The sequence below is a fragment of the Leucobacter sp. HNU genome, from assembly GCF_047946755.1.
Classification (GTDB): Bacteria; Actinomycetota; Actinomycetes; order Actinomycetales; family Microbacteriaceae; genus Leucobacter.
This window is the reverse complement of record NZ_CP178837.1, coordinates 1,730,684-1,757,448: the sequence shown is the minus strand read 5'-3', so window position 1 is coordinate 1,757,448 and position 26,765 is coordinate 1,730,684. Positions and strand designations below refer to the sequence as shown.

Below are 26,765 nucleotides of genomic sequence, written 5' to 3'. Positions count from 1 at the left end.
GGGTGCCTACCCGGCCTCGGCGCGTCCGGCGCCGGCTTCCTCGGGCACGGCCCAGAGGGCGCGCAGCACCGCGACCGCCCGCAACACGCCGCGCACGGAAGCCCGCGGCGAGATGGAAGAATGGTGCGTATGGCCTCACAGGTGAACCCGCCCCGCGGCATGCGCGACTTCCTCCCGGCAGACAAGGCGAAGCGCGAGCACGCCTTCAACGTGATCAAGCGCGTCTACCGCGATCACGGCTTCGACGAGATCGAGACGCCCGTCGTCGAGGACCACTCGCGCCTGCACGCCGGCCTGGGCGGCGACAACGAGAAGCTCAGCTTCTCGATCCTCAAGCGCGGCCTCGGCGCCGATGCGCTCGCCGCCGCGGCCGAGGCCGGCGACCCCGAGCAGCTGGCCGATCTCGGCCTCCGCTTCGATCTGACGGTGCCGCTGTCGCGCTTCTACGCGAGCCACCGCGCGGAGCTGCCTCCCGTGTTCCGCTCGATCCAGATGGGTCCCGTCTGGCGTGCCGAGCGCCCGCAGAAGGGACGCTACCGGCAGTTCGTGCAGGTCGACATCGACGTCATCGGCGAGGCCGGTCTGCTCGCCGAGGTCGAGCTGCTCTCGGCGACATCGCGCGTGTTCGCCGAGCTCGGCCTCACCGGCTGCGTCTTCCGCGTGAACGATCGCAGGATCCTCTTCGGCCTGCTCGATCACTGCGGATTCGCCCCCGAGGTCCACGACCGCGCCCTGATCATCGTCGACAAGCTCGACAAGATCGGCGCCGAGGGCGTCGTCGGCGAGCTCCGCGAGGTCGATCCGGAGGCTGCCGAGCGGCTCGGCGCCGTGCTGGCCGCGGTCGAACCGAGCCTCGTGGGCGACGGGATCCCGCTCACCGCGGAGGCGATCTCCGCGGTCCTGCCCGAGGGGCCGCTGCCGAGGGCGTCGCGAACCTCGCCGAGATCGGCGCCGCGCTCGAGGGCGTGCTGCCCGAGGGCGTCGAACTGCGGTTCGACCCGACGCTCGTGCGCGGCATGGGCTACTACACGGGGACCATCTTCGAGGTGGCGCACCCGGGCTCCGGCAGCTCGGTCGGCGGCGGCGGTCGCTACGACGGCATGATCGGACGCTTCCTCGGCCAGGACGTCCCCGCCGTCGGCTCGTCGATCGGCTTCGAGCGCATCGTCGACCTCATCGAACTGCCGGAAGCGACGGGGCCGGAGGCCGTGGCGCTCGTGCACGACGCCGACGCGGCTCCGGCCGACCTCACCGCGCTCAAGGCCGCGCTCGTCGCGCGCGGGCACCGCGTGCGGCTCGAGCGCCGGCAGAAGAACATGAAGACGCTGCTGGCGCGAGTGGCCGAGCAGGGCTTCACCCGCTTCGCGAACGTCCGGGCGGGGGAGCGCGACGTCGACGCGCTCGAACTGCGCGAACTCTCCGCGTAGCCACAGCATCCCCGGCGCGCCCCCGCGGGGTGCGCCGGTAGACTCGAACCCGGTGCCGGCACCCGGTACCGTCCAACCCCCACGGCGAATGCAAGGAGTGCATGGTGGCATTTATCGATGCGGTGATCGCACGCGAGATTCTCGACTCGCGAGGCAACCCGACCGTCGAGGTCGAGGTCGGCCTGACCGACAGCTCCGTGGGGCGCGCCGCCGTCCCGTCGGGCGCATCGACCGGGGCCTTCGAGGCCTACGAACTGCGCGACGGCGACGCCGATCGCTACCAGGGCAAGGGCGTGCTGAAGGCCGTCGACGCGGTGTTCGACCGCCTCGGCCCGGCCATCGACGACTTCGCCGCCGACGACCAGCGCCTCATCGACATGGCGCTCATCGAAGCCGACGGCACCGACAACAAGCGCGAGCTCGGGGCGAACGCGATCCTCGGCGTCAGCCTCGCCGTCGCGCACGCCGCCGCCGAGTCGGCCGGCCTGCCGCTCTACCGCTACCTGGGCGGCCCCAACGCGAGCACGCTCCCCGTGCCGCTCATGAACATCATCAACGGCGGCGCGCACGCCGACACCGGCGTCGACATCCAGGAGTTCATGGCGGTGCCGCTCGGCGCCGAGACCTTCTCCGAGGGCCTCCGCTGGGGCGTCGAGGTCTACCACGCACTCAAGGCGCTGCTCAACGAGAAGGGCCTCTCGACGGGGCTGGGCGACGAGGGCGGCTTCGCTCCCGACCTCCCCACCAACGCCGAGGCGCTCGACCTGATCGTCGAAGCCATCGAGCGCGCCGGCTACGTCCCGGGTCGCGATGTGGCCGTCGCGCTCGACGTCGCCTCGTCCGAGTTCTACGAGAACGGCGTCTACAAGTTCGAGGGCCGGGATCGCACCGCGGCCGAGATGAGCGCCTACTACGCCGATCTGCTCGATCGCTACCCGCTCGTCTCGATCGAGGATCCCCTCGATGAGAGCGACTGGGACGGCTGGAAGCACCTCACCGACGAGATCGGCGCGCGCGTGCAGCTCGTCGGCGACGACCTCTTCGTCACCAACCCGGCACGTCTCGCCGAGGGCATCGAGAAGGGCACCGCCAACTCGATCCTCGTCAAGGTCAACCAGATCGGCACGCTCACCGAGACCCTCGACGCCGTGCAGCTCGCGCAGCGCTCCGGCTACACCGCGGTGATGTCGCACCGATCGGGCGAGACCGAGGACGTGACCATCGCCGATCTCGCCGTCGCGACCGACTGCGGACAGATCAAGACCGGCGCTCCGGCGCGTTCCGACCGCGTCGCGAAGTACAACCAGCTGCTCCGCATCGAGGAGGAGCTCGGCGGCGCTGCGCGCTACGCCGGCCGCGCCGCGTTCCCCCGCTTCACCGCGGACGCGAACTAAGCACCCGGACCGGATCCTTCCATGGCGAAGCGCGAGGCCCAGGGGGCCGGGGACTGGTCCTCGAGCCTCCGCTTCAGCGCCTTCACCGTGATCAACATCGCGCTCGTCGTCATCGGCGCGTTCGCGATCAGCCCCATTCTGTCGACCTTCGTGCAGCAGCAACGCCAGATCTCGGAACTCCGGGAGAGCGTGAAGCAGCACCGCGAAGCGGTGAACGAGATCGACGCAGAGCGGGCGAAATGGAAGGATCCGGTCTACGTGCGCTCCCAGGCGCGCGGACGCCTGTTCTACGTGATGCCGGGGGAGACCCAGCTGAGCGTGATCAGCGATGTCGTGCTGCCGCCGGAGCGCACCGACGGCACCAGCTCGAAGCTCACCCGGATCGACCGGAACTGGGCGAAGTCGCTGGTGTCGTCGACCCTCGGGGCCGGAACCACCGCCGCCACCCCCGAGCAGCTGAGCCCCGAAGCGCGGGAGCAGCAGAAGTCGGGCACCGGGTCGAAGCAGACCGCTCCGTACCCGACCGCCAAGACCACCGATACCCCCAAGACCCAGGAGAAGCAGGCACCGTGAGCAGGCCCCCGTACCCCGCACCGACCGAGGCCGATATCGCGGCGGTGAGCGAGCAGCTGGGTCGCGAGGCCCGCGGCGTCGTCGGCATCGCCGCGCGTGCGGCCGACGGCAGTCCCGCAGTCGTGGCGACCTCGCCCCGGCTGCCCGACGGCTCGCCGTTCCCCACCTTCTACTACCTGTGCCACCCCGAGGCGGTCGCGGCGGCGTCGCGCCTCGAGGCGGCAGGCGTCATGGTCGAATACAACGAGCTCCTCGCCGAGGACGAGGCGGTGCTCGAGGCCTACGGCGAGGCGCACCGCGCCTACATCGAGGATCGCGATCAGCTGGGCGAGGTGCCCGAGCTCGCCGGCGTCAGCGCGGGCGGCATGCCGACCCGGGTCAAGTGCCTGCACGCGCTCGTCGGCCACGCGCTGGCCGCGGGCAAGGGCGTGAACCCCATCGGCGACCTCGCTCTGGAACGCGCGGGACTCGCTCACTGGCAGAACGGCTGAACCTTCTGCGGTGCGAACGCCGATTCGCACCCGCTTCTGTGCGTTCCGCGCACGAAAACAGCAGAAAGCGCACCACCCACCCGTTTCCCGGGAGTAGACTGACAGTATCGGGCGAACGTCGCCCGGTTTTTCTGTGCCCGTTTCGACGCGGGTGCTCATCAGCTATGCGTCCCAAGGAGACTGCTTCGTGGCGAAGAAGATTCTGATCGTCGGCGGCGGCTACGCCGGGTTCTACACGGCATGGAAGCTCGAGAAGATGCTCCGTGCCGGTGAGGCCGAGGTCACCATCGTTGACCCGCTGCCCTACATGGCCTACCTGCCGTTCCTTCCCGAGGTGGCTTCGGGCTCCATCGAGCCCCGTCACGCGGTCGTCGCGCGCCGTCGCCACCTCAACCGCACCGCGAACATCGCGGGCAAGGTCACGGGCATCTCGCACGCCACGAAGACCGCGACCGTCACGCCGACCGAGGGCGAGCCCTTCGAGTTCGCGTACGACCACATCGTCGTCACCACGGGCTCGGTCTCGCGCACCTTCCCGATCGCGGGCATCGCCGACAACGCGATCGGCATGAAGACCATCGAAGAGGCCGTGGCCGTGCGCGACCGCATGGTCGGCAACTTCGAGCGCGCCGCGTCGCTGCCCGCCGGCAGCCCCGAGCGCGCGAAGCTCCTCACCGTCACCGTCGTGGGCGGCGGCTTCGCCGGCATCGAGTCGATCTCCGAGCTGCGTTCCTTCGCCACCTCGCTGCTGCGCCGCTACCCCGAGATCACCTTCGACGAGACGAAGTTCCACCTCATCGAGGCCATGGGCCGCATCATGCCCGAGGTGTCGCAGGAGACCGCGAACTGGGTCGTCAAGGACCAGACCCGCCGCGGCGTCGAGATCCACCTCGACACGCAGCTCAGCTCGGCCGTCGACGGCAAGATCGAGCTCTCCACCGGCGAGAACTACGAGTCCGACCTCATCGTCTGGACCGCGGGCGTCATGCCCCGACCGTTCCTGCGCGGCACCGACCTGCCGATCGGCCCCCGTGGCCACGTGATCGCGAGCCCCAACCTGCGCATCACCTCGGAGGACGGCGCGGAGCTCGACGGCGCATGGACCGCCGGCGACACCTCGCAGGTCCCCGACATCTCGCCGACCCCCGGCCCCGGTGGCTTCTGCGTTCCCAACGCGCAGCACGCCGTGCGCCAGGGCAAGCTGCTCGCCAAGAACATCGTCGCCGACCTGCGCGGCGAGGGCGTGCGCGAGTACAACCACAAGAACGCCGGCGCAGTCGCGGGCCTCGGCCTGAACACGGGCGTGTTCCAGTCGGGCAAGTTCGCGATGAAGGGCTACTTCGCGTGGCTCGCCCACCGCTTCTACCACGGCCTCGCGATCCCCACGTGGGAGCGCAAGTGGCGCGTGTTCGGCGGCTGGGTCGGGCACTTCTTCCTGGGTCGCGACATCGTGAACATCGAGGCCGTCCAGGAGCCGAAGGCGATCTTCCAGGAGTTCGCGAGCCGTCCGAAGCCCGCGGCCGAGTAGCCTTCCGCTTCACCGCAGCGCCCCGCCGAGCCGTGTGCTCGGCGGGGCGCTGCCGTGTCCGGGGATCCCGCTCGGGCTCCCTAGACTGAACTCATGAACCAGACGGCCGGAGCAGTGCTGGGCTCCGGACGATGGGTACGCGAGAGCGCCGTCTCTCGAGCGGTCGGGCGCGCGTACTTCGGACTGCAGGCGGTTGCCGGCGCAGCCTGGTGGATCGCGGTGTTCACTGCGCCCGCGGTGCGTCTGGCGACGCTGGGCGGCATCGATCCGGTGCTCATGGCCGCGGCCGACGTGCCGCTGTTCGTGGTCGCCTCCGCGCTCGTCGCGCTCGGGGTCCGCTGGGCGGCCTGGATCGCGGTTCCGTGGACGCTGCTCGTCTCGGCGGCGATGGTCGTCGTCGCGACGGCGACGGGAGCCGCAGGGTGGGGCGCGCTGCTCATGGTCGCGGCCGCGATCGGGAGCGTCCTCGCCTGGCTGCTGCTGCGCTTCGGCAGGATTCCCGCAGACGCCGCGCTCGTGGGTCCGCTCGGCTTCGGCACCGCGCGGCGCGGGACTGCGCCGCTTCGGCAGCTCGTGCGCACCCTGCTGCAGATGTCCGTGTTCTGGATCCTGTTCCTCGGGGTGATCCCGCTCGGGCTCGCGCTGCTGGAGTGGCGCTGGGGGCTGCGGACGGAGTTCCCCGTCGCCGTGCGCGTGCTCGGGGCCGCGATCCTGCTGCTGGCGAGCGCCCTCGGCGTCTGGGCGGCGTTCGCGATGGCGCTGCGCGGCGACGGGACGCCGCTGCCCTCGGCCGCCGCGAACCGGCTCGTGCTCGCCGGCCCCTACCGCCTCGTGCGGAACCCGATGGCGCTGGCCGGGATCGTGCAGGCGTTCGGGGTCGGGCTCTGCGGCGGCTCCTGGCTCATCGCCGTCTACGCGCTCTGCGGCATCCTCTACTGGAACGAGCTCGTTCGCCCGTTCGAGGAGGACGACCTCGCGCGTCGCTTCGGCGCCGAGTTCGAGGCGTACCGCGCGCGGGTGCGGTGCTGGGTGCCGCGGCTGCGCCCCGTCGGGTGAGCGGGGCCGCGCTCAGCTCTCGTCGGAGTGACGCGACAGGAACTCGTACATCTCGGTGTCGTCGACGCCGGGGAACGACCCGGTGGGCAGAGGAGCGAGCACATGCGCGTGCATGCGCGCGCTCGGCCAGGCCTTGCCCTCCCAGCGCTCGAGCAGTCCGCGCTCGGCGGTGCGGCAGCAGGAGGGGTCGGGGCAGGTGGAAGAGGTGCGCGTGGTCGTCTCGCGGCCCCGGAACCACTTGGCATCGTCGAACGGGACCCCGAAGGTGATGGAGAAGGGACCTTGCTCGGCATCGCCGGTCTGCGCGCTCGCCCAGAACGTGCCCGCCGGGGTGTCGGTGTACTGGTAGAACTCGCTCGTGCGGTTGGTCCGGTTGAACGCCGTGCGCCCCGCCCACTTGCGGCAGAGCGGCTGGCCCTCGACCGAGCCGGACTCGTCGGCGGGGAAGGGCAGGCCGTCGTTCTCGTAGCCGCGCTGCAGCGTGCCCGCGCCGTCGGCGCGGTAGAAGTGGACGCGCAGGCCGAGGTGCTCGGTCGCGAGGTTGGTGAAGCGGTGCGCGGCGGCCTCGTGCGTCACCCCGAACGCATCGCGCAGGTCCTCGATCGCGAGGTTCCGCTCGCGCTTGGCCTGCTGGAGGAACTCGGCCGCGCGGGCCTCGGGGATCAGGCAGGCCGCGGCGAAGTAGTTGATCTGCAGCCGCTGTTCGAGGAACTCGGCGTAGCTGGCCGGCGGGCGGTGCCCGAGCACCCGGTGGCCCATCGCCTGGAGCGCGAGCGAGCGCAGCCCGTGGCCGCCGGGGATCGAGGCGGGGGCAGGTAGATGCGTCCGCCCTCGAGGTCGGTGATGCTGCGGGTGTTCGGCGGGAGGTCGTCGGCGAAGATCAGGGTGAAGCCGAGGGACTCGGCGAGCACGGCCACCTCGCGGTGGCGCAGCGCGCCGTAGCGGGGGCCGAGGCGACTCATCAGCTCGTCCGCCGCGCGCTCCAGCTCCGGCAGGTAGTTGTCGCGCTCGCGCATCTGCATGCGGATCCGGGTATTGGCCCGGCGCGCCTCCTCGGGGGTTGCGGCGGCGGCGCGCGACCGGCGCAGCAGCTCGCGGTGCAGGCCCACGAGCGACTCGAGGGCGTCGTCGCTGAGCGACTTCGGCATGCGGACCCGGGGGAGCTGCAGCTGAGCGTAGAGGGGGAGGGACTGCGCTCGGTCGAGCTCGATCTCGAGCGCGCTGCGGCGATCCGGCGCTTCGGCCTTGAGGAGCTCGGCGGTGTCGACATCGAGCGCCTGGGCGATGCTCTGCAGCAGGGAGAGCCTCGGTTCCCGCCGGCCGTTCTCGATGTGCGAGAGCTGGCTCGCCACGACGCCGACGCGTTCGCCGAGCTGGTCGAGGGTGAGTCCCGCCGAGGTGCGGAAGTGCCTGATGCGTTTTCCGAGCAGCAGGCGCTGGCTCGCGCTGTCGTCGCCGAGGGAATCCGAGTGAGGGGCCATTCCTTGACTATACGGCAAGAAGTGCGGTTCTTTACAGGGGAAAGTGACGGTTCGGTGTCTGAAGAGCGTCCGAGAATGGATCTACCACCGTTTCTTACCCGAGGAGTACGACGTCATGGGCAGCGCCACGACTCTCGCGCCGGAAGCCACGATCGCCGAGCTGGTCCGCAGCAACGCGACCACCGATGTGGCCGAGGTGCTCACCTGGGTGACCGAGGTCGCCGAACTCACCCGTCCCGAGGCCGTCGTCTGGTGCGATGGATCCCAGGAGGAGTGGGCGCAGCTCACCTCCGAGATGGTCGAGGCGGGCACCCTGCTCCCGCTGAACAAGGACCTTCGCCCCGGCAGCTTCCTCGCTCGCTCGCACCCGGGGGACGTGGCTCGCGTCGAGGACCGCACCTTCATCTGCTCGGAGAACGAGGCCGATGCGGGCCCCACGAACAACTGGCGCGCGCCGGCCGAGATGAAGGCCGAGCTGCAGCCGTTCTTCGCGGGCTCGATGCGCGGACGCACCATGTACGTCGTGCCCTTCTCGATGGGTCCCGTTGGCGGAGCGATCTCGCAGCTCGGGATCCAGCTCACCGACTCGCCCTACGCGGTCCTCAACATGCGCATCATGACCCGCATGGGCCAGGAAGCGCTCGACGGCATCACCGCGGGCAGCGAGTGGGTCCGCACCGTGCACTCGGTCGGGGCACCGCTCGAGCCGGGGCAGGCCGACGTGGAGTGGCCCTGCAACGACACGAAGTACATCACGCACTTCCCCGACACCCTCGAGGTCTGGTCGTTCGGCTCCGGCTACGGCGGGAACGCCCTGCTCTCGAAGAAGTGCTTCGCGCTGCGTATCGCCTCGGTGATGGGCCGCAACGAAGGCTGGCTCGCCGAGCACATGCTGCTGCTCAAGCTGACCGACACGGAGACCGGCAAGGACTACCACCTGTCGGCCGCGTTCCCCTCGGCCTGCGGCAAGACCAACCTCGCGATGCTCCAGCCGACGATCCCTGGCTGGAAGGTCGAGACCATCGGCGACGACATCGCCTGGCTCCGCCCCGGCAAGGACGGCCGCCTGTACGCGATCAACCCCGAGGCCGGGTTCTTCGGCGTCGCACCCGGTACCGGCGTCTCGACCAACCCGGTCGCGATGGAGACCCTCTGGGGCAACACCATCTTCACGAACGTCGCGCTCACCGATCAGGGCGACGTCTGGTGGGAGGGCATGACCGACGAGGTCCCCGAGCACCTCATCGACTGGCAGGGGAACGACTGGACCCCGAGTCCGGTCGTCCCGCGGCGCACCCGAACTCGCGCTTCACCGTGCCGATCCAGCAGACCCCGACCCTCGCCGACGACTGGTACGAGCAGGACGGCGTCCCGCTCGACGTGATCCTCTTCGGCGGACGCCGCGCGACCAACGTGCCCCTCGTGGCGCAGTCGCTCAGCTGGGAGCACGGCGTGTTCGTCGGCGCGACCATGGGGTCCGAGAAGACCGCGGCGCAGGAGGGTTCGGTCGGCGAGCTCCGCCGCGACCCCTTCGCGATGCTGCCGTTCTGCGGCTACAACATGGCCGACTACTGGGGTCACTGGCTCGAGATGGGCGAGCGGCTCGGCGACAAGGCTCCGAAGATCTTCCAGGTGAACTGGTTCCGCAAGGGCGCCGACGGCCGCTTCCTGTGGCCCGGATTCGGCGACAACTCGCGCGTGATCGACTGGGTCATCCGTCGGATCTCGGGTGACGTCGAGGGTCGCGAGACCGCGGTCGGCACCGTGCCCGCCGAGGGCGAGCTGAAGCTCGACGGACTGGACCTCCCCGCCGCCGATCTCGACGAGCTGTTCGCGATCGATCCGGCCTCCTGGCTGGCCGAGGCCGAGCTGACCGAGGAGTTCTTCGCACAGTTCGGCGACCGCGTGCCGGCCCGCCTGCACCAGGAGCTCGAGACGCTGCGAGCGCGCCTCTCCTCCTGACACCGTCTTCGGGCGGCATCGCCGCCCGCTGAAGCTGTGGGGTTCGGGTTCTGCCCAGCTCGAACCCCACGACCTACCGTGAGCCCCGAGTTCTGCCCAGCTCGGGGCTCACTCTTTCCCTGGCGCGGACGCGTGCCGCTCAGCGCGCGCGGGCGTGGGAGAGGATGACCGCGCATCCGCCCGCGACAGGCGCTGTGGCACGATGGAGATCCTCCCTCCGATAGCCCAACTGGCAGAGGCAACCGACTTAAAATCGGTTCAGTCAGGGTTCGAATCCCTGTCGGAGGACTCGTTCACCGCGCGAGGCCGCGTACGTAGTCCGCGATCCGGGCCGTGTCCCGATCCTCGTCCGTCGCGAGCCGGTCGAGCAGCGACCCGGTCGCGCGGAGCGGGAGCTCGGCGAGCGCCTGCGCCACTCTCCTGCGGCTCTCGGGCGTCCCATCGAACGCGTCGATGCGAACCGCGAGCGCCCGCACGATGCGCTCGGGCATCTCGGCCCCCGCCGATGCTGCGATCGCGCCGAGCGCTTCGGCGGCTTCGACATCGCGTTCCCCCGTGATCACCAGGTCGATGAGCGCGGGCACGGCGAGCTCGGCTGCGCCGCCGCCGCGGGGCCCGAGCGCGAGCGCCGACAGTGCCCGGACCTCGCCGGACGGGTCGGTGAGCGCACGGACCAGCAGCGGTTCCGCCCGCGCGGCATCGATCCGGGCGATCGCGCGCACGGCGCGCTCCCGTACGTCCGGGTCGGGATGGTCGAGCGCCCGCGCCAGCTGCCCGACGGCTTCGCCAGCATCCAGGTCCTCGGCTCGGCCGAGCGCCCAGCGCAGGGCAGCTGCGACCCCGGGCTCGGGCTCGTCGAGCAGCGCGCGAACGATCGGGCCGGCGGGCGGTGCGGATCCGGTGGCCGAATCGATCGCGGCACGGTATCGGCTCTCGGCACGACCCGAGCCGAGGCGCTTGATGAGCTGCACCGTGTCGAGCGCGCGCGCCCAGTCGGCCGGCCCGCTGGCCTCGAGCTGCTCCAGACGCGACAGCAGCTCGCGCTGCTGCGCGAGCTGCGCCCGGGTGCGCGAGACGAGCTCGCCCAGCAGCGACCCGGGTCCGCCCGGCTCCGCGTCCAGCGCCTCACGCACCTCCCGCAGGCCGAGGCCGAGTGCGCGGAGGCCCTCGACCCTCAGGAGGCGCCAGACGTCCTGCTCGTCGTACTCCCGGTACCCGGAGGTCGTGCGCCCCGAGGGACGCACGACCCCCTGCCGGTCGTAGTAGCGCAGCATGCGCGCGCTCACCCCCGACCGTTCGGCCACCTCGCTAATGCGCACCGCGGCTCCCCGAGTAGGCGGTCGCCATGCGGCTCGCGTCGCCGGGATCGAGCGCGAAGGATGCGTCGGGGTCCTCGAGCAGCCGGGCGGTCGCGAGCGCGTGGATCCGCACCGCCGGGTCGGGGTCGGACGTGCCCGCTGCGACGACGGGCTCCGCAGCATCGCCGAGCGCTGCCAGCGCTCGACTGAGGCTGCGCATGGTCTCGGCATCGCCCCGCCCGAGCTCGGAGGCCAGTTCCCGCGCGAGGTCCGCGTGCGCCGCCTCGGGAGCGACCGCGACGGCGGCTCGCCACGCGGTGCGGGCGATGTCGGGATCCGCGTCGTGCAGGAACTCGGTGCGGAGCGCGGGCCAGGTCGCGGGACCGCCGAACTTCGACAGCGTGTGCAGGGCCTGGCTGCGGGCGAGCGCGACGGGGGAGTCGAGTTCGGCGAGCACAGCGGGGAGCGCGAGTTCGCGCGGCATCCGGGTGAGCGCCCAGGTGAGCATGTCGCGCACCGAGAAGTCGGGCTCGACGCCGCAGCGGGCGACGAGGGGCCCGACGAAATCGGGCTCGGGCGTCGTGCCCGCGGTGAGTGCGGCCTGCAGGCGCGCGGACGGATCGCCGGAGCGCAGCGCGAGCGCCAGCCGGTCGGCGCGGGTCGTGGCCTTCGGGATCTGGGTGTTCATGGGATCTCCTTCCACGAGTAGTCCACACCTTGACACCGTGTCAAGGTCAAGCGCCTCCCCGCGCGCGAGCCGATACGCTCGACCCGTGGTCCTCGCCAAGATCCTCCTCGTCGTCTCGCTGCTCACCGCGGCCGCCCTCGGCATCTTCATGCGCGTGCGCGGCTGGTGGCGGCGCCGGACCGCACCGGGCGATCCTCGCTGACGCGTCCCGCGAGGCGCAGGCTTCGCCCACTACACTGCGGACATGGCATTCGATCTGGGGGCCGCGACGCTGCGAGCCCGAGCCGCTGAGCAGACCTGGCATGCGGATCGCGAGCGGTACTGGGGGAGCCTGTCCGCCGCGACGCGGGATCGTCCCGCGCCCGTCGTGGCGCTGAGCGCCGAAGCGTTGAGCTGGAACGCGCACGATCTGCTGCGCCGCGCGGGCGGACTCCCGATCCGGGTCGCCAGCAAGTCGATCCGGGTGCGGAGCGTCCTCGAATCGGTGCTCGCGCTGCCCGGGTACCGCGGCATCCTGGCCTACACGCTGGACGAGGCGATCTGGCTCGCCGAGACCGGGGTCTCCGACGACGTGGTCGTCGCGTACCCCACCGCGAACCGCGCGGCGATCCGGCAGCTCGCGGCGAGCGAGCGGGCGGCGGCCGCAGTGAGCGTGATGATCGACAGTGCGGAGCAGCTCGACCTGATCGATGCGGCGGTACCGCCCGCCGAGCGCGCGGCGCCGATCCGCGTCTGCCTGGACTTCGACGCGTCCTGGCGCACCCGGGCGCTCGGGCACATCGGCGTCCTGCGCTCGCCCGTGCACGAGCCGGCCGAACTGCGGGCCCTCGCCGAGCTGGTGCTGCGTCGCGACGGCTTCGCGCTCGTCGGGGTGATGTCGTACGAGGCTCAGATCGCCGGCGTCACCGACGATCCGCCCGGGCGCCCCGTGAACGGCGCGCTGATGCGCGCGGTGCAGCGGGCGAGCGGTGCCGAGCTGGTGGAGCGCCGGGCGCGCGCCATCGCCGCGGTGCGAGCGGTCGCCGACCTCGAGTTCGTGAACGGGGGAGGTACCGGATCCATCGAGCGGACCGTCTCTGAGGGGGCGGTGACCGAGGTGGCCGCGGGCAGCGGCCTCTTCGGGCCGCGCCTGTTCGACGGGTACCGGTCCTTCACCCCGGCTCCCGCCGCCGCCTTCGCCCTCGACGTGGTGCGCAAGCCGAGCCCCGACACCGCGACGCTGCTCGGCGGCGGATGGATCGCCTCCGGCGTGGCCGGTGCCGACCGCTCGCCGACGCCGGCGTGGCCGGACGGGCTGCGGTTCGCGCCGCGCGAGGGCGCGGGAGAGGTGCAGACGCCGGTGCTGGGACGTGCGGCCGCCGGGTTGCGGGTCGGGGATCGGGTCTGGCTGCGCCACACCAAGTCCGGCGAGATCATGGAGCACGCGAACGCGGCGGTGCTGGTCCGGGAGGGCGCCGTCGTCGACGAGCTGCCGACGTATCGAGGAGAGGGACGGTGCTTCCTGTGAGCGCACGCTGGCAGAATTGGGCGCGCACGGAGTCGTCGCGGCCCGCGACCGTGATCGCACCCGAGACCATCGACCACGTGGTGCGCGCCGTCGAGCGCGCCCGCGAGACCGGCCACACCGTGAAGCCGATCGGCGCCTCGCACAGCTTCACCGCGATCGGAGCAACGGACGGGATCCGGATCGAGCTCGACCGGATGCAGGGCATGGTCTCGGCGGACCTCGCCCGCGGGCGGGTGACGCTCTGGGGCGGCACCCGGCTCTGGCAGCTGCCGGACATCCTCGATCCGCTGGGGCTCGCGCTCGAGAACATGGGCGATATCGACCGGCAGACGATCACGGGAGCGACGCAGACCGGCACCCACGGCACCGGACTCGGCTACGGGGGCCTCGCCAGCCGCGTCGTCGGCGCGACGCTCGTCACCGGCACCGGGGAGGTGCTCACGGTCGACGAGGCCGAGAATGCCGACCTGCTGCCAGCGGTCGCGCTCGGGCTCGGGGCGCTCGGCGTGCTCGTCACCGTCACGATCCAGTGCGTCCCGAGCTACCTGCTGCACGCGGTCGAAGCCCCCGTGCCGTTCGAGGAGGTCCTCGAGAGCTACGAGCAGCGCTGCCGCGACTCCGACCACTTCGAGTTCTACTGGTTCCCGCACACCGAGGGGACGCGCACCAAGACCAACACGCGGATGCCGGTCGCCGCGGGCGCCGAGCCGCTCGGCACCGTCTCCCGCTTCGTCGACGAGGAACTCGTCAACAACGCCGCGCTCGGCGGCCTCGTCTCGTTCGAGCGCTGGGTGCCGAGGAGCACGCCGGCGCTGAACCGCATGATCGAGCAGGTCTCGAGCCGCCGCAGCTATCGGGATCTCTCGCATCGCGTCTTCGTGACCCGGCGTCGGGTGCGGTTCCGGGAGATGGAGTACAGCGTGCCGCTCGAAGCGGTGCCGACCGCGCTGCGCGAGCTCCGCGCGTTGATCGAGCGGCGCGACTACCGCGTCTCGTTCCCGATCGAGGTGCGCGCCGCGGCGGCCGACGACCGGCTGCTGTCGACGGCGAGCGGACGCGAGTCCGGGTACCTCGCGGTGCACCGCTATTTCCGCGATCCCGATCGGGAGTACTTCCGCGAAGCGGAGGCAGTGCTGGCCGCGCACGACGGACGCCCGCACTGGGGCAAGATGCACACGCAGGACGCGGCCTCGCTGAGCGGGCGGTACCCCGGCTTCGAACGATTCCTCGAAGCCCGCGATCGCCTCGACCCGGACCGGGTCTTCGCGAATCCGTACCTGCGTCGCGTCCTCGGAGCGTAGCCCGGATTCCTCCCGCGGAGAACGGTCCCCGTTTCCCTGCGGATTGTCGGTGCGCGCCGATAGACTGTGCGGCATGAACGCAACCCTCATCGCCGTCATCGTCGTGGTCGCGCTGATCGCCGTCCTCGGCATCTACGTCTGGGCCACGTACAACTCCCTCGTCACGCTCCGCGTGCGGGTCGATGAGGCATGGAGCGACATCACGGTGCAGCTGAAGCGCCGCGCCGACCTCATCCCTGCCCTCGTCGAGACCGTCAAGGGCTACGCCGCGCACGAGAAGGGCGTGTTCGACTCCGTCACGCAGGCGCGGGCAGAGACCATCTCGGCGCAGGGGCCGGCCGAGGCGTCGGTGGCGGAGGGCCACATGCAGTCCGCGCTGAAGAGCATCTTCGCGGTGGCGGAGGCCTATCCGCAGCTGCAGGCCAGCCAGAACTTCCTGCAGCTCCAGAGCGAGCTGGTCGATACCGAGAACAAGATCCAGGCGGCTCGCCGCTTCTACAACGGCGGGGTCCGCGAGTACAACACGAAGATCCAGCTGTTCCCGAACTCGCTGTTCGCCAAGGGCATGGGGTTCACTCAGCGCGAGTTCTTCGAGGTCGAAGACGTGGCTGCGATCTCCGAGCCGCCGCGCATCCAGTTCTAGCGAGGTTCCGTGTACCGCGCGATCCGTCGCAACAAGGTCAACAGCGTCCTCATCATCCTGCTGTTCCTCGCGATCGTGGGTGGGCTCGGGTGGCTCGCCTCCTATATCTACCGCTCGCCGACCATCGTCATCTGGGTCGTCGTCATGGCGGTCGGCTACGCCGTCTTCCAGTACTTCATGGCGGGACGACAGGCCGTATCGATGGCCGGGGCACGGCAGGTCACGGCCGCAGAGGAGCCGCGGCTCTACCGCATCGTCGAGAACCTCTCGATCACCACGGGAACGCCGATGCCCGAGGTCTACATCGTCGAGGATCCCGCTCCGAACGCCTTCGCCACGGGCCGGGATCCCGAACACGCGATCGTCGCAGCCACGACGGGCCTGCTCGAGATGATGACGGACTCCGAACTCGAGGGCGTCATGGCGCACGAGCTCGGACACGTGCGCAACTACGACATCCGCGTCTCCATGATCGTCTACGGCCTCGTCGTCGCGGTTGGCATGATCGCCGACATGCTCATGCGCATGGCGTTCTTCGGACGCAATAACAACAACAGCAACCCGGTCATGCTGGTCCTCGGCCTCGTCGCGATGCTCGTGGCCCCGCTCGTCGCGACGCTCGTGCAGCTGGCGGTCTCGCGCCAGCGCGAGTACCTCGCCGACGCGACCGGCGCCATGACCACCAGGCATCCGGAGGCGCTGGCGAGCGCGCTGCACAAGCTCTCGGAGTACGGTCGGCCCATGCAGAAGCAGAACTCGAGCATGGCGCATCTCTGGATCGCCGACCCGCTCAAGCCGGGCCTCGCGCAGCGCCTGTTCGCCACGCACCCGCCGATCCCGGACCGCATCCGCCGCCTGCTCGACATGGGCGGCAAGTTCTAGGCGGGATCAGGAGGCGCGGCGACGCGGACCCGCCGACAGGCGTAGGGTGGAAAGACGCGCAGAGGAGGTCACCCGTTCCGTGTCAGGCATGTTCCGTTCGCTCTCGGTGCGCAACTATCGCATCTGGTTCGGCGGTGCGCTCGTCTCGAACATCGGCGCGTGGATGCAGGCCACCGCGCAGAACTGGGTGGTGCTCACCGAGCTGACCCACACCGACGCGGTCGCGGTCGGCATCACGATGGCGCTGCAGTTCGGTCCTCAGATCCTGCTCGTGCCCATCAGCGGAGCGGTCGCGGACCGCTTCGACCGGCGACGCGTGCTCATGGTCACCCAGTCGCTGCTCATGCTGCTCGCGCTCGGCCTCGGGCTGCTGCTCATCACCGGGGCCGCGGAGCTCTGGATGGTCTACGGCTTCGCCCTGGCTCTCGGCACGGTCAACGCCTTCGATACCCCGGCCAGGCAGTCGTTCGTCTCCGACCTCGTGGGGCCGGCCCAGCTCTCGAACGCCGTCGCGCTCAACTCGGCCTCCTTCAACTCCGCCCGCCTCATCGGCCCGGCCGTCGCCGGACTGCTGATCGCGGTCGTCGGATCCGGTTGGGTGTTCATCTTCAACGCCGTCTCCTTCCTCGCGGTGCTCGGCGCGCTCTGGGCGATCCGGCTCCCGAAGCACGACGGGCCCCGAGCGGCGGCGGGTTCGTACGGCAGCCAACTGGCCGCAGGCTTCCGCTACGTCTGGCGCCGGCACGACCTGCTCGTGATCTTCGCCATGGTGTTCGTGATCGGCACCTTCGGCATGAACTTCCCCGTGGTCTCCTCGACCATGGCCGTCGAGTTCCATCGGGGAGCGGGGGAATACGGTCTGCTGTCCTCGATCCTGGCGATCGGCTCCCTCACCGGAGCGCTGCTCGCGGCGCGCCGACCGGCGGCGCGCCTGCGCGTCGTCGTGCTCTCGGCGGGCGGCTTCGGCGCCGCGAGCCTGCTCGCCGCGCTCATGCCGAGCTTCTGGACCTTCGCATCGACCCTCGTCCTGCTCGGCTTCTCGACGGCGACGCTGCTCACCACCGCCAACGGCTTCGTGCAGACCACGTCGGATCCCGCCGTGCGCGGGCGCGTGCTCTCGCTCTACTTCGCGATCCTCATGGGAGGCACGCCCATCGGCGCGCCGGTGGTCGGCGCGATCGCGGACGCATTCGGGCCGCGCTGGACCCTGGGGGTCGCGGCCATCTCGGGTGCGGTCGCGTTCGGGATCGGCCTCGGCTGGTTGCTCGTCGAGCGCCGGCTCCGCGTGCACTACGACCGGGACCACCGGTTCCGGGTGACCCACGCGGGGCGGCCCGGGCTCGGCGACGACCCGGGCGCGCAGAGCGAGACCCTGACCGCGCCCATCGAGGTGCTGCGGCGCGGCCGCGACGACAGCGGAGACGCCCCGCACGGAGTAGGCTGAGTGCTGTCGTGCGTCGGCGGCCGCCGCGCGCTCAGCATCATTCGTGGAGCCTGATACATCGTGAGTGACTTCCTGTCCAGCCAGACCCGCACCGAGACTGATTCTCTCGGCAGCCTGGAGATCCCGGCCTCGGCCTATTGGGGGTGCACACTGCTCGAGCGCACGTGAACTTCCCGATCTCGCGCCGACCGATCTCGGTCTACCCCGACTTCGTGCGCGCCTTCGCGTGCGTGAAGCAGGCGGCGGCGCGCGCCAACCTCGAGATCGGCGCGCTCGACGAGCAGCGCGCGACCCTCATCGATCGCGCGTGCGAAGAGGTGAAGACGGGCATGCTGCTCGACCAGTTCGTGGTCGGCGTGGTGCAGGGCGGCGCCGGCACCTCGACCAACATGAACGCGAACGAAGTCATCACCAACCGGGCGCTCGAGCTCGCGGGACACCAGAAGGGCGATTACTCCTTCATCAACCCGAACGACCACACCAACCGTTCGCAGTCGACCAACGACACCTACCCGACCGCGATCAAGATCGCGCTCGCCTTCTCGCTGCAGAGCCTGCTCGAGGAGCTCTCGCTGCTCGCCGAGTCGTTCGCCGCCAAGGGGCGTGAGTTCTCCCACATCATCAAGGTCGGCCGCACGCAGCTGCAGGACGCCGTTCCGATGACCCTCGGCCAGGAGTTCAACGCCTTCGCCGTGACCCTCCGCGAAGACATCGAGCGCCTCCGCGAGGCCGTCTCGCTGCTCGGCGAGGTCAACATGGGCGCCACCGCCATCGGCACCGGCATCAACGCGCCGCGCGGCTACAAGGAGTCGGTCATCCGGCACCTGCGCGAGATCACCGGCCTCGACCTCGTCACCGCGGGCGACCTCGTCGAGTCCACCAGCGACACCGGCGTGTTCATCACCTTCTCGGGCGCGCTCAAGCGCAGCGCGCTCAAGCTCTCCAAGATCTCCAACGACCTGCGTCTGCTCTCGTCGGGTCCGCAGGCCGGCCTCGGCGAGATCAACCTGCCGGCCCGCCAGGCCGGTTCGTCGATCATGCCCGGCAAGGTCAACCCGGTGATCCCCGAGGCCGTCTCGCAGGTCGCCTACTCGGTCGCCGGCGCCGACGTCACGGTCTCGATGGCCGTCGAGGCGGGCCAGCTGCAGCTCAACGCCTTCGAGCCGATCATCGCTCACTCGCTGTTCCAGTCGATCACCTGGCTCGAGCGCGCCTGCCAGACGCTGCGCGTCAACTGCGTCGACGGCATCACCGCGAACGAGGAGCGCCTCGCCGACACCGTCGCCCGTTCGGTGACCGTCATCACCGCGCTCGCACCGGTCATCGGCTACGCCGAGGCGGCGAAGCTCGCGAAGCAGGCCCTCGCCACCAACGAGAAGGTCTCCGACCTCGTCATCTCGGCCGGCCTGCTCGATCAGGCGCAGCTCGACGAGATCCTGCAGCCGGCGAAGCTCGCCGGCCTGGCGCCGGACACCGGCGTCATCGACATCCCCAAGCAGGTGCTGCCGGACGCTGCGGGTGAAGCCCCCGCCGAGGCCGCGCCGGCGAAGGGCAGCGACTGATCATCGGGTCCGCCTGAACGAGCGGGGCGGGCGGTGGATCCTTCGACGATCCACCGCCCGCCCCGTTCGCATTTCCTCGCTCCTGCCCGAGTGCACCACTCGCGCGGGCGATCTTCGCCCGCGCGGTTCCGGTTCAGCGGTTCGAGACCGCACGAGCGCAAATCGGCCGCCCGCATCTGCTGGGACGCGGGCGGCCGAGAGCTGCGAACGAGCGGGCTACTCGGGAAGGACGCAGTGCGAGGTGAGTGCGCCGATGCCTTCGATCGTCACGGTGACGTCGGTTCCGGGGCGCAGGTACAGCGGCGGCTTGCGCGAGCGACCTGCGCCGCCGGGGGAGCCGGTCGAGATGAGCGTGCCGGGCAGCAGGGTCAGCTCCTGCGACAGCGTCGAGATGAGCTGCGCGACGGTACGGATCATGAAGCCGGTGGTCGAGTCCTGCACGCGCAGGCCGTCGACGTCCGTGGTGATGTGCAGCGCCTGGGGATCCGGGATCTCGTCGGCGGTGACGACGACGGGACCGACGGGGGTGAAGCCGTCGAAGGACTTGCAGCGCGACCACTGCGGTTCGCGGAACTGGATGTCGCGCGCGGTGATGTCGTTGATGACGGTGTAGCCGAACACCGAATCGAGTGCTTCCTCGACGGACGCGTTCTTGGTGGTGCGGCCGATGATCACACCGAGCTCGCCCTCGTAGTCCACCTCGTCGCTGATGGCCGGGGGCAGCGGCACCTGACCCTCGTGCGCGCCGAGCGAGTTCGGGAACAGTGAGAACAGCACGGGGCCGGAGTCGTTGTCGAGGCTCAGCTCGCTCGCGTGCTCGTCGTAGTTGAGGCCGACGGCCAGCACGATGGGGGAGCGATGACGGCGGGCGCATAGCGCGCGGAGCCGATCGCATAGCCGGCGTCGGCGCCGAGCGCGTCGGCCGCCGCACGCACCCGCTCCAGGGCCTCGGGGCCCTCCGCGATGAGATCGCCCAGGGTCGCCGCGTCGCTGCCGAGTTCGCGCACCGGCACTCCGCGGTCCTCGCGAACGAGCACCAGCTCGGGGTCGGAACCGGCGGGGGACTCAGCGGGGAGGAGATGTGCGAACTTCACCCCTCCAGGCTAGGGCATAGCGGCCCGATCCATGTCTCCGAGCGCACGACTCGAGCGTTCGTTGGTGGACTTCCTCGCGCGTCGGACCCTCGGTTTCGTCGGCACCCCTCAGTTGCACGGATCCGTGGAGCGAGACCACCATGGACCCATGAGCGGAACGACCCGAGGATCGAGCCTCGACGCGGAACTGCGCGAGTTGCTCGGCGAGCACTGGATCACCGATGCCTCGACGCTCGAGGCGCTGCGGGAAGACCGGAGCGGCCTGATCGCGAAGGGGCGGGGCATCGGGCTCGCGGAACCCGCGGATACCGAGCAGACGGCGGCGGTGCTGAGGATCGCTGCCGCGCACGGGATCCCGGTCGTGCCGCGGGGAGCCGGCACCGGGCTCGCGGGCGGCGGAGTCGTCGGCGCGGGGAGGATCGCGCTCTCCACCGCGCGTCTGAACCGGATCCGCGAGATCGATCCGGTGGACCAGATCGCGGTCGTCGGCGCCGGTGTGATCAACGCCGAGCTGGATCGCGCCGCGCGTGCGCACGGGCTCCGCTATGCTCCGGATCCGGCGAGCCGCACGATCTCGACGATCGGCGGGAACATCGCGACGAACGCCGGCGGACTGCTCTGCGCGAAGTACGGGGTGACTCGCGAGGCGGTGCTCGGGCTCACCGTCGTGCTCGCGGACGGGCGGATCCTGCGCACCGGCCGCCGGAGCGTGAAGGGCGTCACCGGCTACGACCTGACGGCCCTGATCGTCGGCTCGGAGGGGACGCTCGGCGTCGTCACCGAAGCGATCGTGCGGCTGATCCCGCGGTCCGAGGTCGAGCCGATCACGGTCGGTGCCGTGCTGCCGAGCCTCGGAGCGGCGCTCGATCTGTGCCGGGAGCTCCAGTCGGAGGGGCAGCGTCCGGCGCTGCTCGAGATCATGGATCCCCGCTCGCTCGCGGCCGTGACCGCGTACCTGCCCGAGGCGCAACGCCCGGGACCGTTCTCGGACCCGCTCCGCGACGGCTCCGCGGCCGTCATCGTGCAGTGGGATTCGGAGGGCGCGGGGGCGGCGGCGGAGCGCGCGACCCGGCTCGTCGCGGTGGCGGGCGGGTGGGCGATCCGGTGCGAGGACGAGGCGGGCGGCGAACGGGTGCTCGGCGTCCGGCGCGCGATGAACCCGGCGCTGCCCAACGGCAGCGACGTCCTGATCGAGGACGTCTGCGTGCCGCGCTCCCGGCTCGGCGAGATGTACGCCGCGATCGCCCGGATCGAGGCGGAGACGGGGATCGAGATCCCGACGGCGGGGCATGCGGCCGACGGCAACCTCCATCCCCACCTGTCGGTACGCGCCGAGGAACGCACCCCGGGCGGCGAGATCCCCGAGCGCGTGTGGGAGGCCGCATCGCGCGTGTTCCGCGCGGCGCTCGACCTGGGCGGCACCCTCACGGGGGAGCACGGCATCGGCGTGCTGAAGGCGCGTTGGCTGCGCGACGAACTCGGAGACGAGTCGTTCGCGCTGCAGCGGGGGATCCGGCGGCTGTTCGATCCGAGGGGGCAGCTGAACCCCGACGCGATGTTCCCCGCCGACCCGCCGTCGGCCGATGCGAACGCGAATGGTGACACGGTTCCCTGAGAGCGAACGCGGTGCCGAACGTCCGATCGACCCGCAAGAATGGAATCATGACTGAATCATCACTCTCGAAGCCCGAGATCGAGTTCCCCGAGGGCCCCGCTCCCACCGAGCTGCAGATCATCGACGTCGTCGAGGGCAGCGGCGAGGAGGCTCTCGCGAGCTCCACCGTCAACGTGCACTACCTCGGCGTCGAGTTCGAGTCCGGCGAGGAGTTCGACTCCTCCTGGGGCCGCGGCGAATCCATCAACTTCCCCTGCGCTCCCTGATCCAGGGCTGGCAGGTCGGCATCCCCGGCATGAAGGTCGGCGGCCGCCGCAAGCTCGTCGTGCCCCCGGCTCAGGCCTACGGCACGGCGGGTGCTCACCCCTCGCGGGCAAGACCCTCATCTTCGTGATCGACCTGCTCGGCGTCAGCTGAGCCCGGCGCTCGCGCATCGAACACCCGAGGCCCCCGATTCCCGCAGGAATCGGGGGCCTCGTCGTGCGCCTGGTAACGTCGTTCCCTGGAGATTCGCAGCTTTCACTGCACGAAGGGACGCATGGTGGCAGCAGAGCAGACGACCGAGGCACGGAGCTGGGTCGATCGGTACTTCGAGATCAGTGAGCGCGGTTCGACCATCGGACGCGAGGTGCGCGGCGGGCTCGTGACGTTCGTCACGATGGCCTACATCGTGATCCTCAACCCGATCATCCTGTCGGGCAGCGCCGACGTCGCCGGCGACAAGCTGCCGTTCGCGTCCGTGAGCGCCGTCACGGCGCTCACCGCCGGCGTCATGACGATCCTCTTCGGCATCGTCTCGCGCATGCCCTTCGGCTTCGCCGCGGGCCTCGGTATCAACGCCTTCCTCGCCTTCTCGGTGGTCGGCCAGGTGACCTGGCCCGAGGCGATGGCGCTCGTCATCATCAACGGCGTGCTCATCGTGCTGCTGGCCGCGACGGGGCTGCGTCGCATGATCTTCGACGCGGTCCCCGTGCAGCTCAAGCTCGCGATCACCGTCGGCATCGGTCTCTTCATCGCCTTCATCGGATTCGTCAACGCGGGCTTCGTGACCGCGACCGGCGCGGCATCGCCGCCCGTCGGCCTGGGCGTCGGCGGTTCGGTCGGCACGGTCCCGACCGTCATCTTCGTCTTCACGCTCGTGCTCACCGGCATCCTGGTCGCGCGCAAGGTCAAGGGCGGCCTGCTCATCGGCCTCGTCAGCGGCACGGTCGTCGCGGTGATCGTCGAGGCGATCTGGCACCTCGGTTCGGCGCAGGAGAACAAGGGCGGCTGGGGCCTCACGGTGCCTGCGCTCTCGGGCGCACCGTTCAGCGTGCCCGACCTCAGCCTGTTCGGCGCGGTCAGCTTCGACTTCGGCAAGGTCAGCATGGTCACCGTCGTCATGCTCGTCTTCACGCTGCTGTTCACGAACTTCTTCGATGCGATGGGCACCATGACGGGCCTGTCGCGCGAGGCCGGCCTGGCCGACGAGAAGGGCAACTTCCCGCGCCTGAAGTCCGCGCTGGTGGTCGAGGGCGTCGGCGCGATCGCCGGCGGCTTCACGTCGTCCTCCTCGAACACCGTGTTCATCGAGTCAGGCGCCGGTATCGGCGAGGGCGCGCGCACGGGCTTCGCGAACATCGTCACCGGCGGTGTGTTCCTGCTCGCCATGTTCTTCACGCCGCTGACGCAGATCGTGCCGACCGAGGTCGCAGCGGCCGCGCTCGTGATCGTGGGTGCGCTGATGATGGCGCAGATCGCGCACATCGATCTCACCGACTTCCGCGTGCTGCTGCCCGTGTTCCTCACCGCGGCGGTCATGCCGCTGACCTACTCGATCGCGAACGGCATCGGCGCGGGCTTCGTGTCCTGGGTGCTCGTCAACGCCTTCTCGGGCCGCGCCAAGCAGGTGCACTGGCTGCTGTGGATCGTCGCCGCCGGTTTCGTGGTGTTCTTCGCGCGCGGCCCCATCGAGGCGCTGCTCGGGGCGTAGCCCCCTCCTGCGGCTCCGCGCCAGTCGCGCCAGTCGCGCCAGTCGCGCCAGTCGCGCGCTGCGCCAGCCGCGAGACACCGCGTCCCCTGCGAAACACCCGGTCGCAACCGGGTGTCTCGCAGGGGACGCGGTGTCTCGCGGGGAAGCAGTGTCTCACCGGGCGTTGGGGGCCGGAGCGAGGGCAGGGCGAAGCGGAGGTGGAGCGAGGACGGCGCGGGGGCGGAGCGGGCTGAGCCCGGGGACTAGCGCGCGCCGTGCGATCCGCGCGGCGATCCCGAGCGCTGGTCGAGCAGGTGCTCCAGCAGCGGGTCGAGGACCGCGAGGCCGTCGCGCACACCGCCGGGAGAGCCCGGGAACGTCATGACGAACGCGGAACCCGCGAAGCCGGCGACGCCGCGGGTGAGCGCGGCGCTCGGGAGGCCCGCCGCCGTGCCGCGGCGACGCAGCTCCTCGATCAGGCCGGGCAGACGCACGTCGAGCAGCGGATCGACCGCCTCGGGGGTCGCGTCGCTCGGTGAGATCCCGGTGCCGCCGGTGGTGAGCACGGCGTCCGCGCCGTCGGAGAGAGCCCGGGTCACGGCCTCCGCGACCGGATCGCCGTCGGCGACGACGACCGGTTCCGGCGTCTCGAAGCCGCGCTCGCGCAGCCAGGCGACGATCTGCGGTCCCGTGCGGTCCGCTGCCTCGCCGGCCGCCGCGCTCGTCGACGCGACGATCACGCGCGCCGATCGCGCCGATCCTCCCGATCGCGCCGATGGCGCCGATCCCGCAGGGATCGGCGAGGCCCCACCGGGGGCCTCCGCGCTCACTCGACGCTCCAGTCGCCGCTCTTCCCGCCCGACTTGGCGAGCACGCGCGTGCCGGTGATCACGGCGTGCTTGTCGACGGCCTTGATCATGTCGTAGAGCGTGAGCGCGGCCACGCTCGCCGCGGTGAGCGCTTCCATCTCGACGCCCGTCACACCGCGCGTCGTGACCGTCGCGAGGATCCGGACCCGGTCCTCGCCCGGCTCGAAGTCGATGGCGAGCTTGGAGAGCGGGAGCGGATGGCAGAGGGGGATGAGTTCCCAGGTGCGCTTCGCGGCCATGATCCCCGCGATGCGTGCCGTGCCGAGCGCCTCGCCCTTGGGGAGCTCTCCCGCGACGAGCAGCCCGACCACGTCGGCTCGGGTCTCGAGCACGGCCTCGGCTCGCGCGGTGCGCTTGGTCACCGCCTTGTCGCTGACGTCGACCATGTGCGCGCTCCCGTCGGCTCGGAGGTGGGTCAGCTCAGCGGGTGCGTCAGACATCGAGTTTCCAGACTTCGATCGTGTCGCCGGCGTCGAGGCGGTCGACTCCGACGGGGACATGGGCGAGGATCTCGGCGGCCGCGAGGTCGGCGAGCAGGTGGGAGCCGGGAGCCGTCACGTGCACCCGGCCGTGCTCGTCGATCCGCCCGCGTCGCACCTGGTGCTTCGCGGCGGGGGAGACAATCGGGTGCGCCAGCTCCCGCTGCTCGACCGGCCGGGATGCGGTTCGGCCGGCGGCGGCGCGGAGCGCGGGGAGGAGGAACATCTCCGCCGAGAGCCAGGAGCTCACGGGGTTCCCCGGGAAGCACAGCGCCGGGATCCCCGACGCCGGGCAGCCCGCGTCGATCGGCTCCGGGCGCAGCAGGCCGGCTCCCTGCGGGCCGCCCGGCTGCATCGCGATGCCGGTGAAGTCGACGCCGGCCCCGTCGAGGGCGTCGCGCACGACCTCGAACGCGCCCATGCTGATCCCTCCGGAGGTGACGAGCAGCTCGTGCGCGTCGGCGCGTTCGGAGATCAGCGCGCGCAGCGCCTCCGGCCGGTCGGGGACCCGCACCGCGGTCACCGCGGCCCCGGCCTCCCGCAGCGCTGCGGCCAGCATGGGGGTGTTCGCGTCGCGGATCCGGCCCGGTTCGAGCGCCGCGCCGGGATCGACGACCTCGTCGCCGGTCGTGACGAGCAGGATCCGGGGCCGCGGACGCACCGCGACCGCGGCGACGCCGGCGGTCGCGAGCAGGCCGATGCGGGCGGGGGTGAGTCGTGCGCCGGCCGGGAGCAGGGGACTCGCCGCGGCCAGGTCGGACCCGGTCGGCCGGACGAACTCGCCGACCGGAGGCGCGCTCGCGAAGCGGACCGTCCCCGTGGGATCCGGGTCGCCGCTGCGGCTGAGGGCGGTGAAGCGGGCCGGGTCGACCCGCTCGACCGGAACCACCGCGTCGGCGCCGAGCGGGATCGCAGCGCCGGTCATGACCGGGGAGGCGGTTCCGGGACGGTGCGCGATCGGGGCGTCGCCCGCGGCCGTCGTGCGGCCGATGGGGAGCTGGATCGGCGAGCTCGGGGATGCGCCCGCGAGGTCGGCCGCGCGAACCGCATAGCCGTCCATCTGGGAGTTGTCGAACGGCGGCAGGGGATCCCGGGACACGAGCGCTTCGGCGAGGACGCGGCCGAGGAGAGCCGGGTCCGAGACCGGTAGGAGGTCCGGATCGGAGGCCGCGCGCCGGGCGAGAGCGGGCGCGAGCAGCGCATCCACGACGCGGCGGTGATCGGTGACGGTGCGCATGCTCATCCGCCGGCGAACGCCGGGAGCACGTCGACGGTGACTCCCGAGATCGGGCCGTCGTCGCGCCGGACGGTGCCGTCGACGAGGAACGAGCCCGTGCGCAGCACGCGCTGCATCGCCTCGCCGTAGCGTTCGATCAGGCCGGTTCGCAGCGCATCGAGGGTGGCGGCGGAGGCGAGCTCCCAGCGCTCCTCCTCGAGGCCCGACGCTTCGGCCGCTGCCGCGAAGTATCTGACGGTGATCCCGGACATGCCCTCATCGTAGCGGTCGCGACGGGACGTGC

The 26,765-nt window shown here is 71.0% G+C and carries 18 protein-coding genes, 1 tRNA gene and 6 pseudogenes; 17 read left to right on the top strand and 8 right to left on the bottom strand.

Features of this window, described 5'->3' with window-relative positions:
* Positions 1–129: 129 nt before the first annotated feature.
* The 6 genes and pseudogenes from hisS (at position 130) to AB3K78_RS08645 (ending at position 6,469) form a co-directional block, all read left to right on the top strand.
* Positions 130–1,427, top strand: a pseudogene (hisS, locus tag AB3K78_RS08670) (histidine--tRNA ligase).
* Positions 1,428–1,531: 104 nt separating this feature from the next.
* Complete coding sequence (gene eno, locus AB3K78_RS08665; protein ID WP_416442413.1) at positions 1,532–2,821, top strand: phosphopyruvate hydratase; 1,290 nt, start codon at positions 1,532–1,534, stop codon at positions 2,819–2,821.
* Between the two features lie 21 nt (positions 2,822–2,842).
* Complete coding sequence (locus tag AB3K78_RS08660; protein WP_416442411.1) at positions 2,843–3,394, top strand: FtsB family cell division protein; 552 nt, start codon at positions 2,843–2,845, stop codon at positions 3,392–3,394.
* A complete protein-coding gene (locus AB3K78_RS08655) occupies positions 3,391–3,885 on the top strand; it encodes a DUF501 domain-containing protein (RefSeq protein ID WP_416442409.1) in 495 nt (164 codons plus the stop codon). Before AB3K78_RS08660 ends, AB3K78_RS08655 begins: the two co-directional genes overlap by 4 nt.
* Positions 3,886–4,072: 187 nt before the next feature.
* A complete protein-coding gene (locus tag AB3K78_RS08650) occupies positions 4,073–5,413 on the top strand; it encodes an NAD(P)/FAD-dependent oxidoreductase (protein WP_416442407.1) in 1,341 nt (446 codons plus the stop codon).
* Between the two features lie 93 nt (positions 5,414–5,506).
* Entirely contained in the window at positions 5,507–6,469 is a 963-nt protein-coding gene (locus tag AB3K78_RS08645) for a methyltransferase family protein (RefSeq protein WP_416442405.1), read from the top strand.
* A 12-nt stretch (positions 6,470–6,481) separates the two neighbouring features.
* On the opposite strand, the pseudogene AB3K78_RS08640 reads toward AB3K78_RS08645, so the two are convergent.
* Positions 6,482–7,950, bottom strand: a pseudogene (locus AB3K78_RS08640) (helix-turn-helix domain-containing protein).
* Between the two features lie 115 nt (positions 7,951–8,065).
* Between AB3K78_RS08640 and AB3K78_RS08635 the strand changes: the two are divergent.
* Positions 8,066–9,912 (top strand): annotated as a pseudogene (locus tag AB3K78_RS08635) (phosphoenolpyruvate carboxykinase (GTP)).
* 214 nt (positions 9,913–10,126) lie between these two features.
* Positions 10,127–10,200: transfer RNA gene (locus AB3K78_RS08630), tRNA-Leu, on the top strand.
* Positions 10,201–10,205: 5 nt separating this feature from the next.
* On the opposite strand, the gene AB3K78_RS08625 is transcribed toward AB3K78_RS08630, so the two are convergent.
* Both AB3K78_RS08625 and AB3K78_RS08620 read right to left on the bottom strand, forming a co-directional pair.
* Complete coding sequence (locus tag AB3K78_RS08625) at positions 10,206–11,231, bottom strand: MerR family transcriptional regulator (protein WP_416442403.1); 1,026 nt, start codon at positions 11,229–11,231, stop codon at positions 10,206–10,208.
* Positions 11,221–11,898 (bottom strand): HEAT repeat domain-containing protein, encoded by a 678-nt coding sequence (locus AB3K78_RS08620; protein WP_416442401.1) that lies wholly within the window; start codon positions 11,896–11,898, stop codon positions 11,221–11,223. Before AB3K78_RS08620 ends, AB3K78_RS08625 begins: the two co-directional genes overlap by 11 nt.
* Before the next feature lie 244 nt (positions 11,899–12,142).
* Here AB3K78_RS08620 and AB3K78_RS08615 point away from each other — a divergent pair, with 244 nt between their 5' ends.
* The 6 genes and pseudogenes from AB3K78_RS08615 (at position 12,143) to AB3K78_RS08590 (ending at position 19,237) form a co-directional block, all read left to right on the top strand.
* Positions 12,143–13,405, top strand: a complete 1,263-nt coding sequence (locus tag AB3K78_RS08615; protein ID WP_416442399.1) for an alanine racemase — start codon at positions 12,143–12,145, stop codon at positions 13,403–13,405.
* The gene (locus tag AB3K78_RS08610) at positions 13,393–14,706 is read left to right on the top strand and encodes a D-arabinono-1,4-lactone oxidase (protein ID WP_416442397.1); all 1,314 of its coding nucleotides are present in this window, start codon (positions 13,393–13,395) and stop codon (positions 14,704–14,706) included. Before AB3K78_RS08615 ends, AB3K78_RS08610 begins: the two co-directional genes overlap by 13 nt.
* 73 nt (positions 14,707–14,779) lie before the next feature.
* Positions 14,780–15,349 (top strand): LemA family protein, encoded by a 570-nt coding sequence (locus AB3K78_RS08605; RefSeq protein WP_416442395.1) that lies wholly within the window; start codon positions 14,780–14,782, stop codon positions 15,347–15,349.
* A gap of 9 nt (positions 15,350–15,358) precedes the next feature.
* On the top strand, positions 15,359–16,231 hold the full coding sequence (locus AB3K78_RS08600) for a M48 family metalloprotease (protein WP_416442393.1): 873 nt from the start codon (positions 15,359–15,361) through the stop codon (positions 16,229–16,231).
* An 88-nt stretch (positions 16,232–16,319) separates the two neighbouring features.
* Positions 16,320–17,675, top strand: coding sequence for an MFS transporter (locus AB3K78_RS08595; RefSeq protein WP_416447328.1), 1,356 nt, complete (start codon positions 16,320–16,322; stop codon positions 17,673–17,675).
* A gap of 60 nt (positions 17,676–17,735) precedes the next feature.
* Positions 17,736–19,237, top strand: a pseudogene (locus AB3K78_RS08590) (aspartate ammonia-lyase).
* Positions 19,238–19,453: 216 nt separating this feature from the next.
* Here AB3K78_RS08590 and AB3K78_RS08585 read toward each other — a convergent pair.
* A pseudogene (locus AB3K78_RS08585) lies at positions 19,454–20,331 on the bottom strand (fumarylacetoacetate hydrolase family protein).
* Between the two features lie 148 nt (positions 20,332–20,479).
* On the opposite strand from AB3K78_RS08585, the gene AB3K78_RS08580 reads away from it, so the two are divergent.
* The 3 genes and pseudogenes from AB3K78_RS08580 to AB3K78_RS08570 all read left to right on the top strand — a co-directional run bounded on the left by AB3K78_RS08580 (position 20,480) and on the right by AB3K78_RS08570 (position 23,918).
* The gene (locus AB3K78_RS08580) at positions 20,480–21,946 is read left to right on the top strand and encodes an FAD-binding oxidoreductase (RefSeq protein WP_416442391.1); all 1,467 of its coding nucleotides are present in this window, start codon (positions 20,480–20,482) and stop codon (positions 21,944–21,946) included.
* Between the two features lie 47 nt (positions 21,947–21,993).
* Positions 21,994–22,363, top strand: a pseudogene (locus AB3K78_RS08575) (FKBP-type peptidyl-prolyl cis-trans isomerase).
* A gap of 121 nt (positions 22,364–22,484) precedes the next feature.
* Positions 22,485–23,918, top strand: a complete 1,434-nt coding sequence (locus tag AB3K78_RS08570) for an NCS2 family permease (protein WP_416442389.1) — start codon at positions 22,485–22,487, stop codon at positions 23,916–23,918.
* 242 nt (positions 23,919–24,160) lie between these two features.
* On the opposite strand, the gene AB3K78_RS08565 is transcribed toward AB3K78_RS08570, so the two are convergent.
* The 4 genes from AB3K78_RS08565 to AB3K78_RS08550 form a co-directional block, all read right to left on the bottom strand.
* Positions 24,161–24,637 carry a MogA/MoaB family molybdenum cofactor biosynthesis protein gene (locus AB3K78_RS08565; protein ID WP_416442387.1) on the bottom strand — a complete coding sequence of 159 codons (477 nt, stop codon included), beginning with the start codon at positions 24,635–24,637 and terminating at the stop codon, positions 24,161–24,163.
* An 86-nt stretch (positions 24,638–24,723) separates the two neighbouring features.
* Positions 24,724–25,206, bottom strand: a complete 483-nt coding sequence (gene moaC / locus AB3K78_RS08560) for a cyclic pyranopterin monophosphate synthase MoaC (RefSeq protein WP_416442385.1) — start codon at positions 25,204–25,206, stop codon at positions 24,724–24,726.
* A complete protein-coding gene (gene glp / locus AB3K78_RS08555) occupies positions 25,199–26,482 on the bottom strand; it encodes a gephyrin-like molybdotransferase Glp (RefSeq protein WP_416442383.1) in 1,284 nt (427 codons plus the stop codon). Before glp ends, moaC begins: the two co-directional genes overlap by 8 nt.
* A 2-nt stretch (positions 26,483–26,484) precedes the next feature.
* On the bottom strand, positions 26,485–26,733 hold the full coding sequence (locus AB3K78_RS08550) for a MoaD/ThiS family protein (protein WP_416442382.1): 249 nt from the start codon (positions 26,731–26,733) through the stop codon (positions 26,485–26,487).
* Positions 26,734–26,765 lie beyond the last annotated feature (32 nt).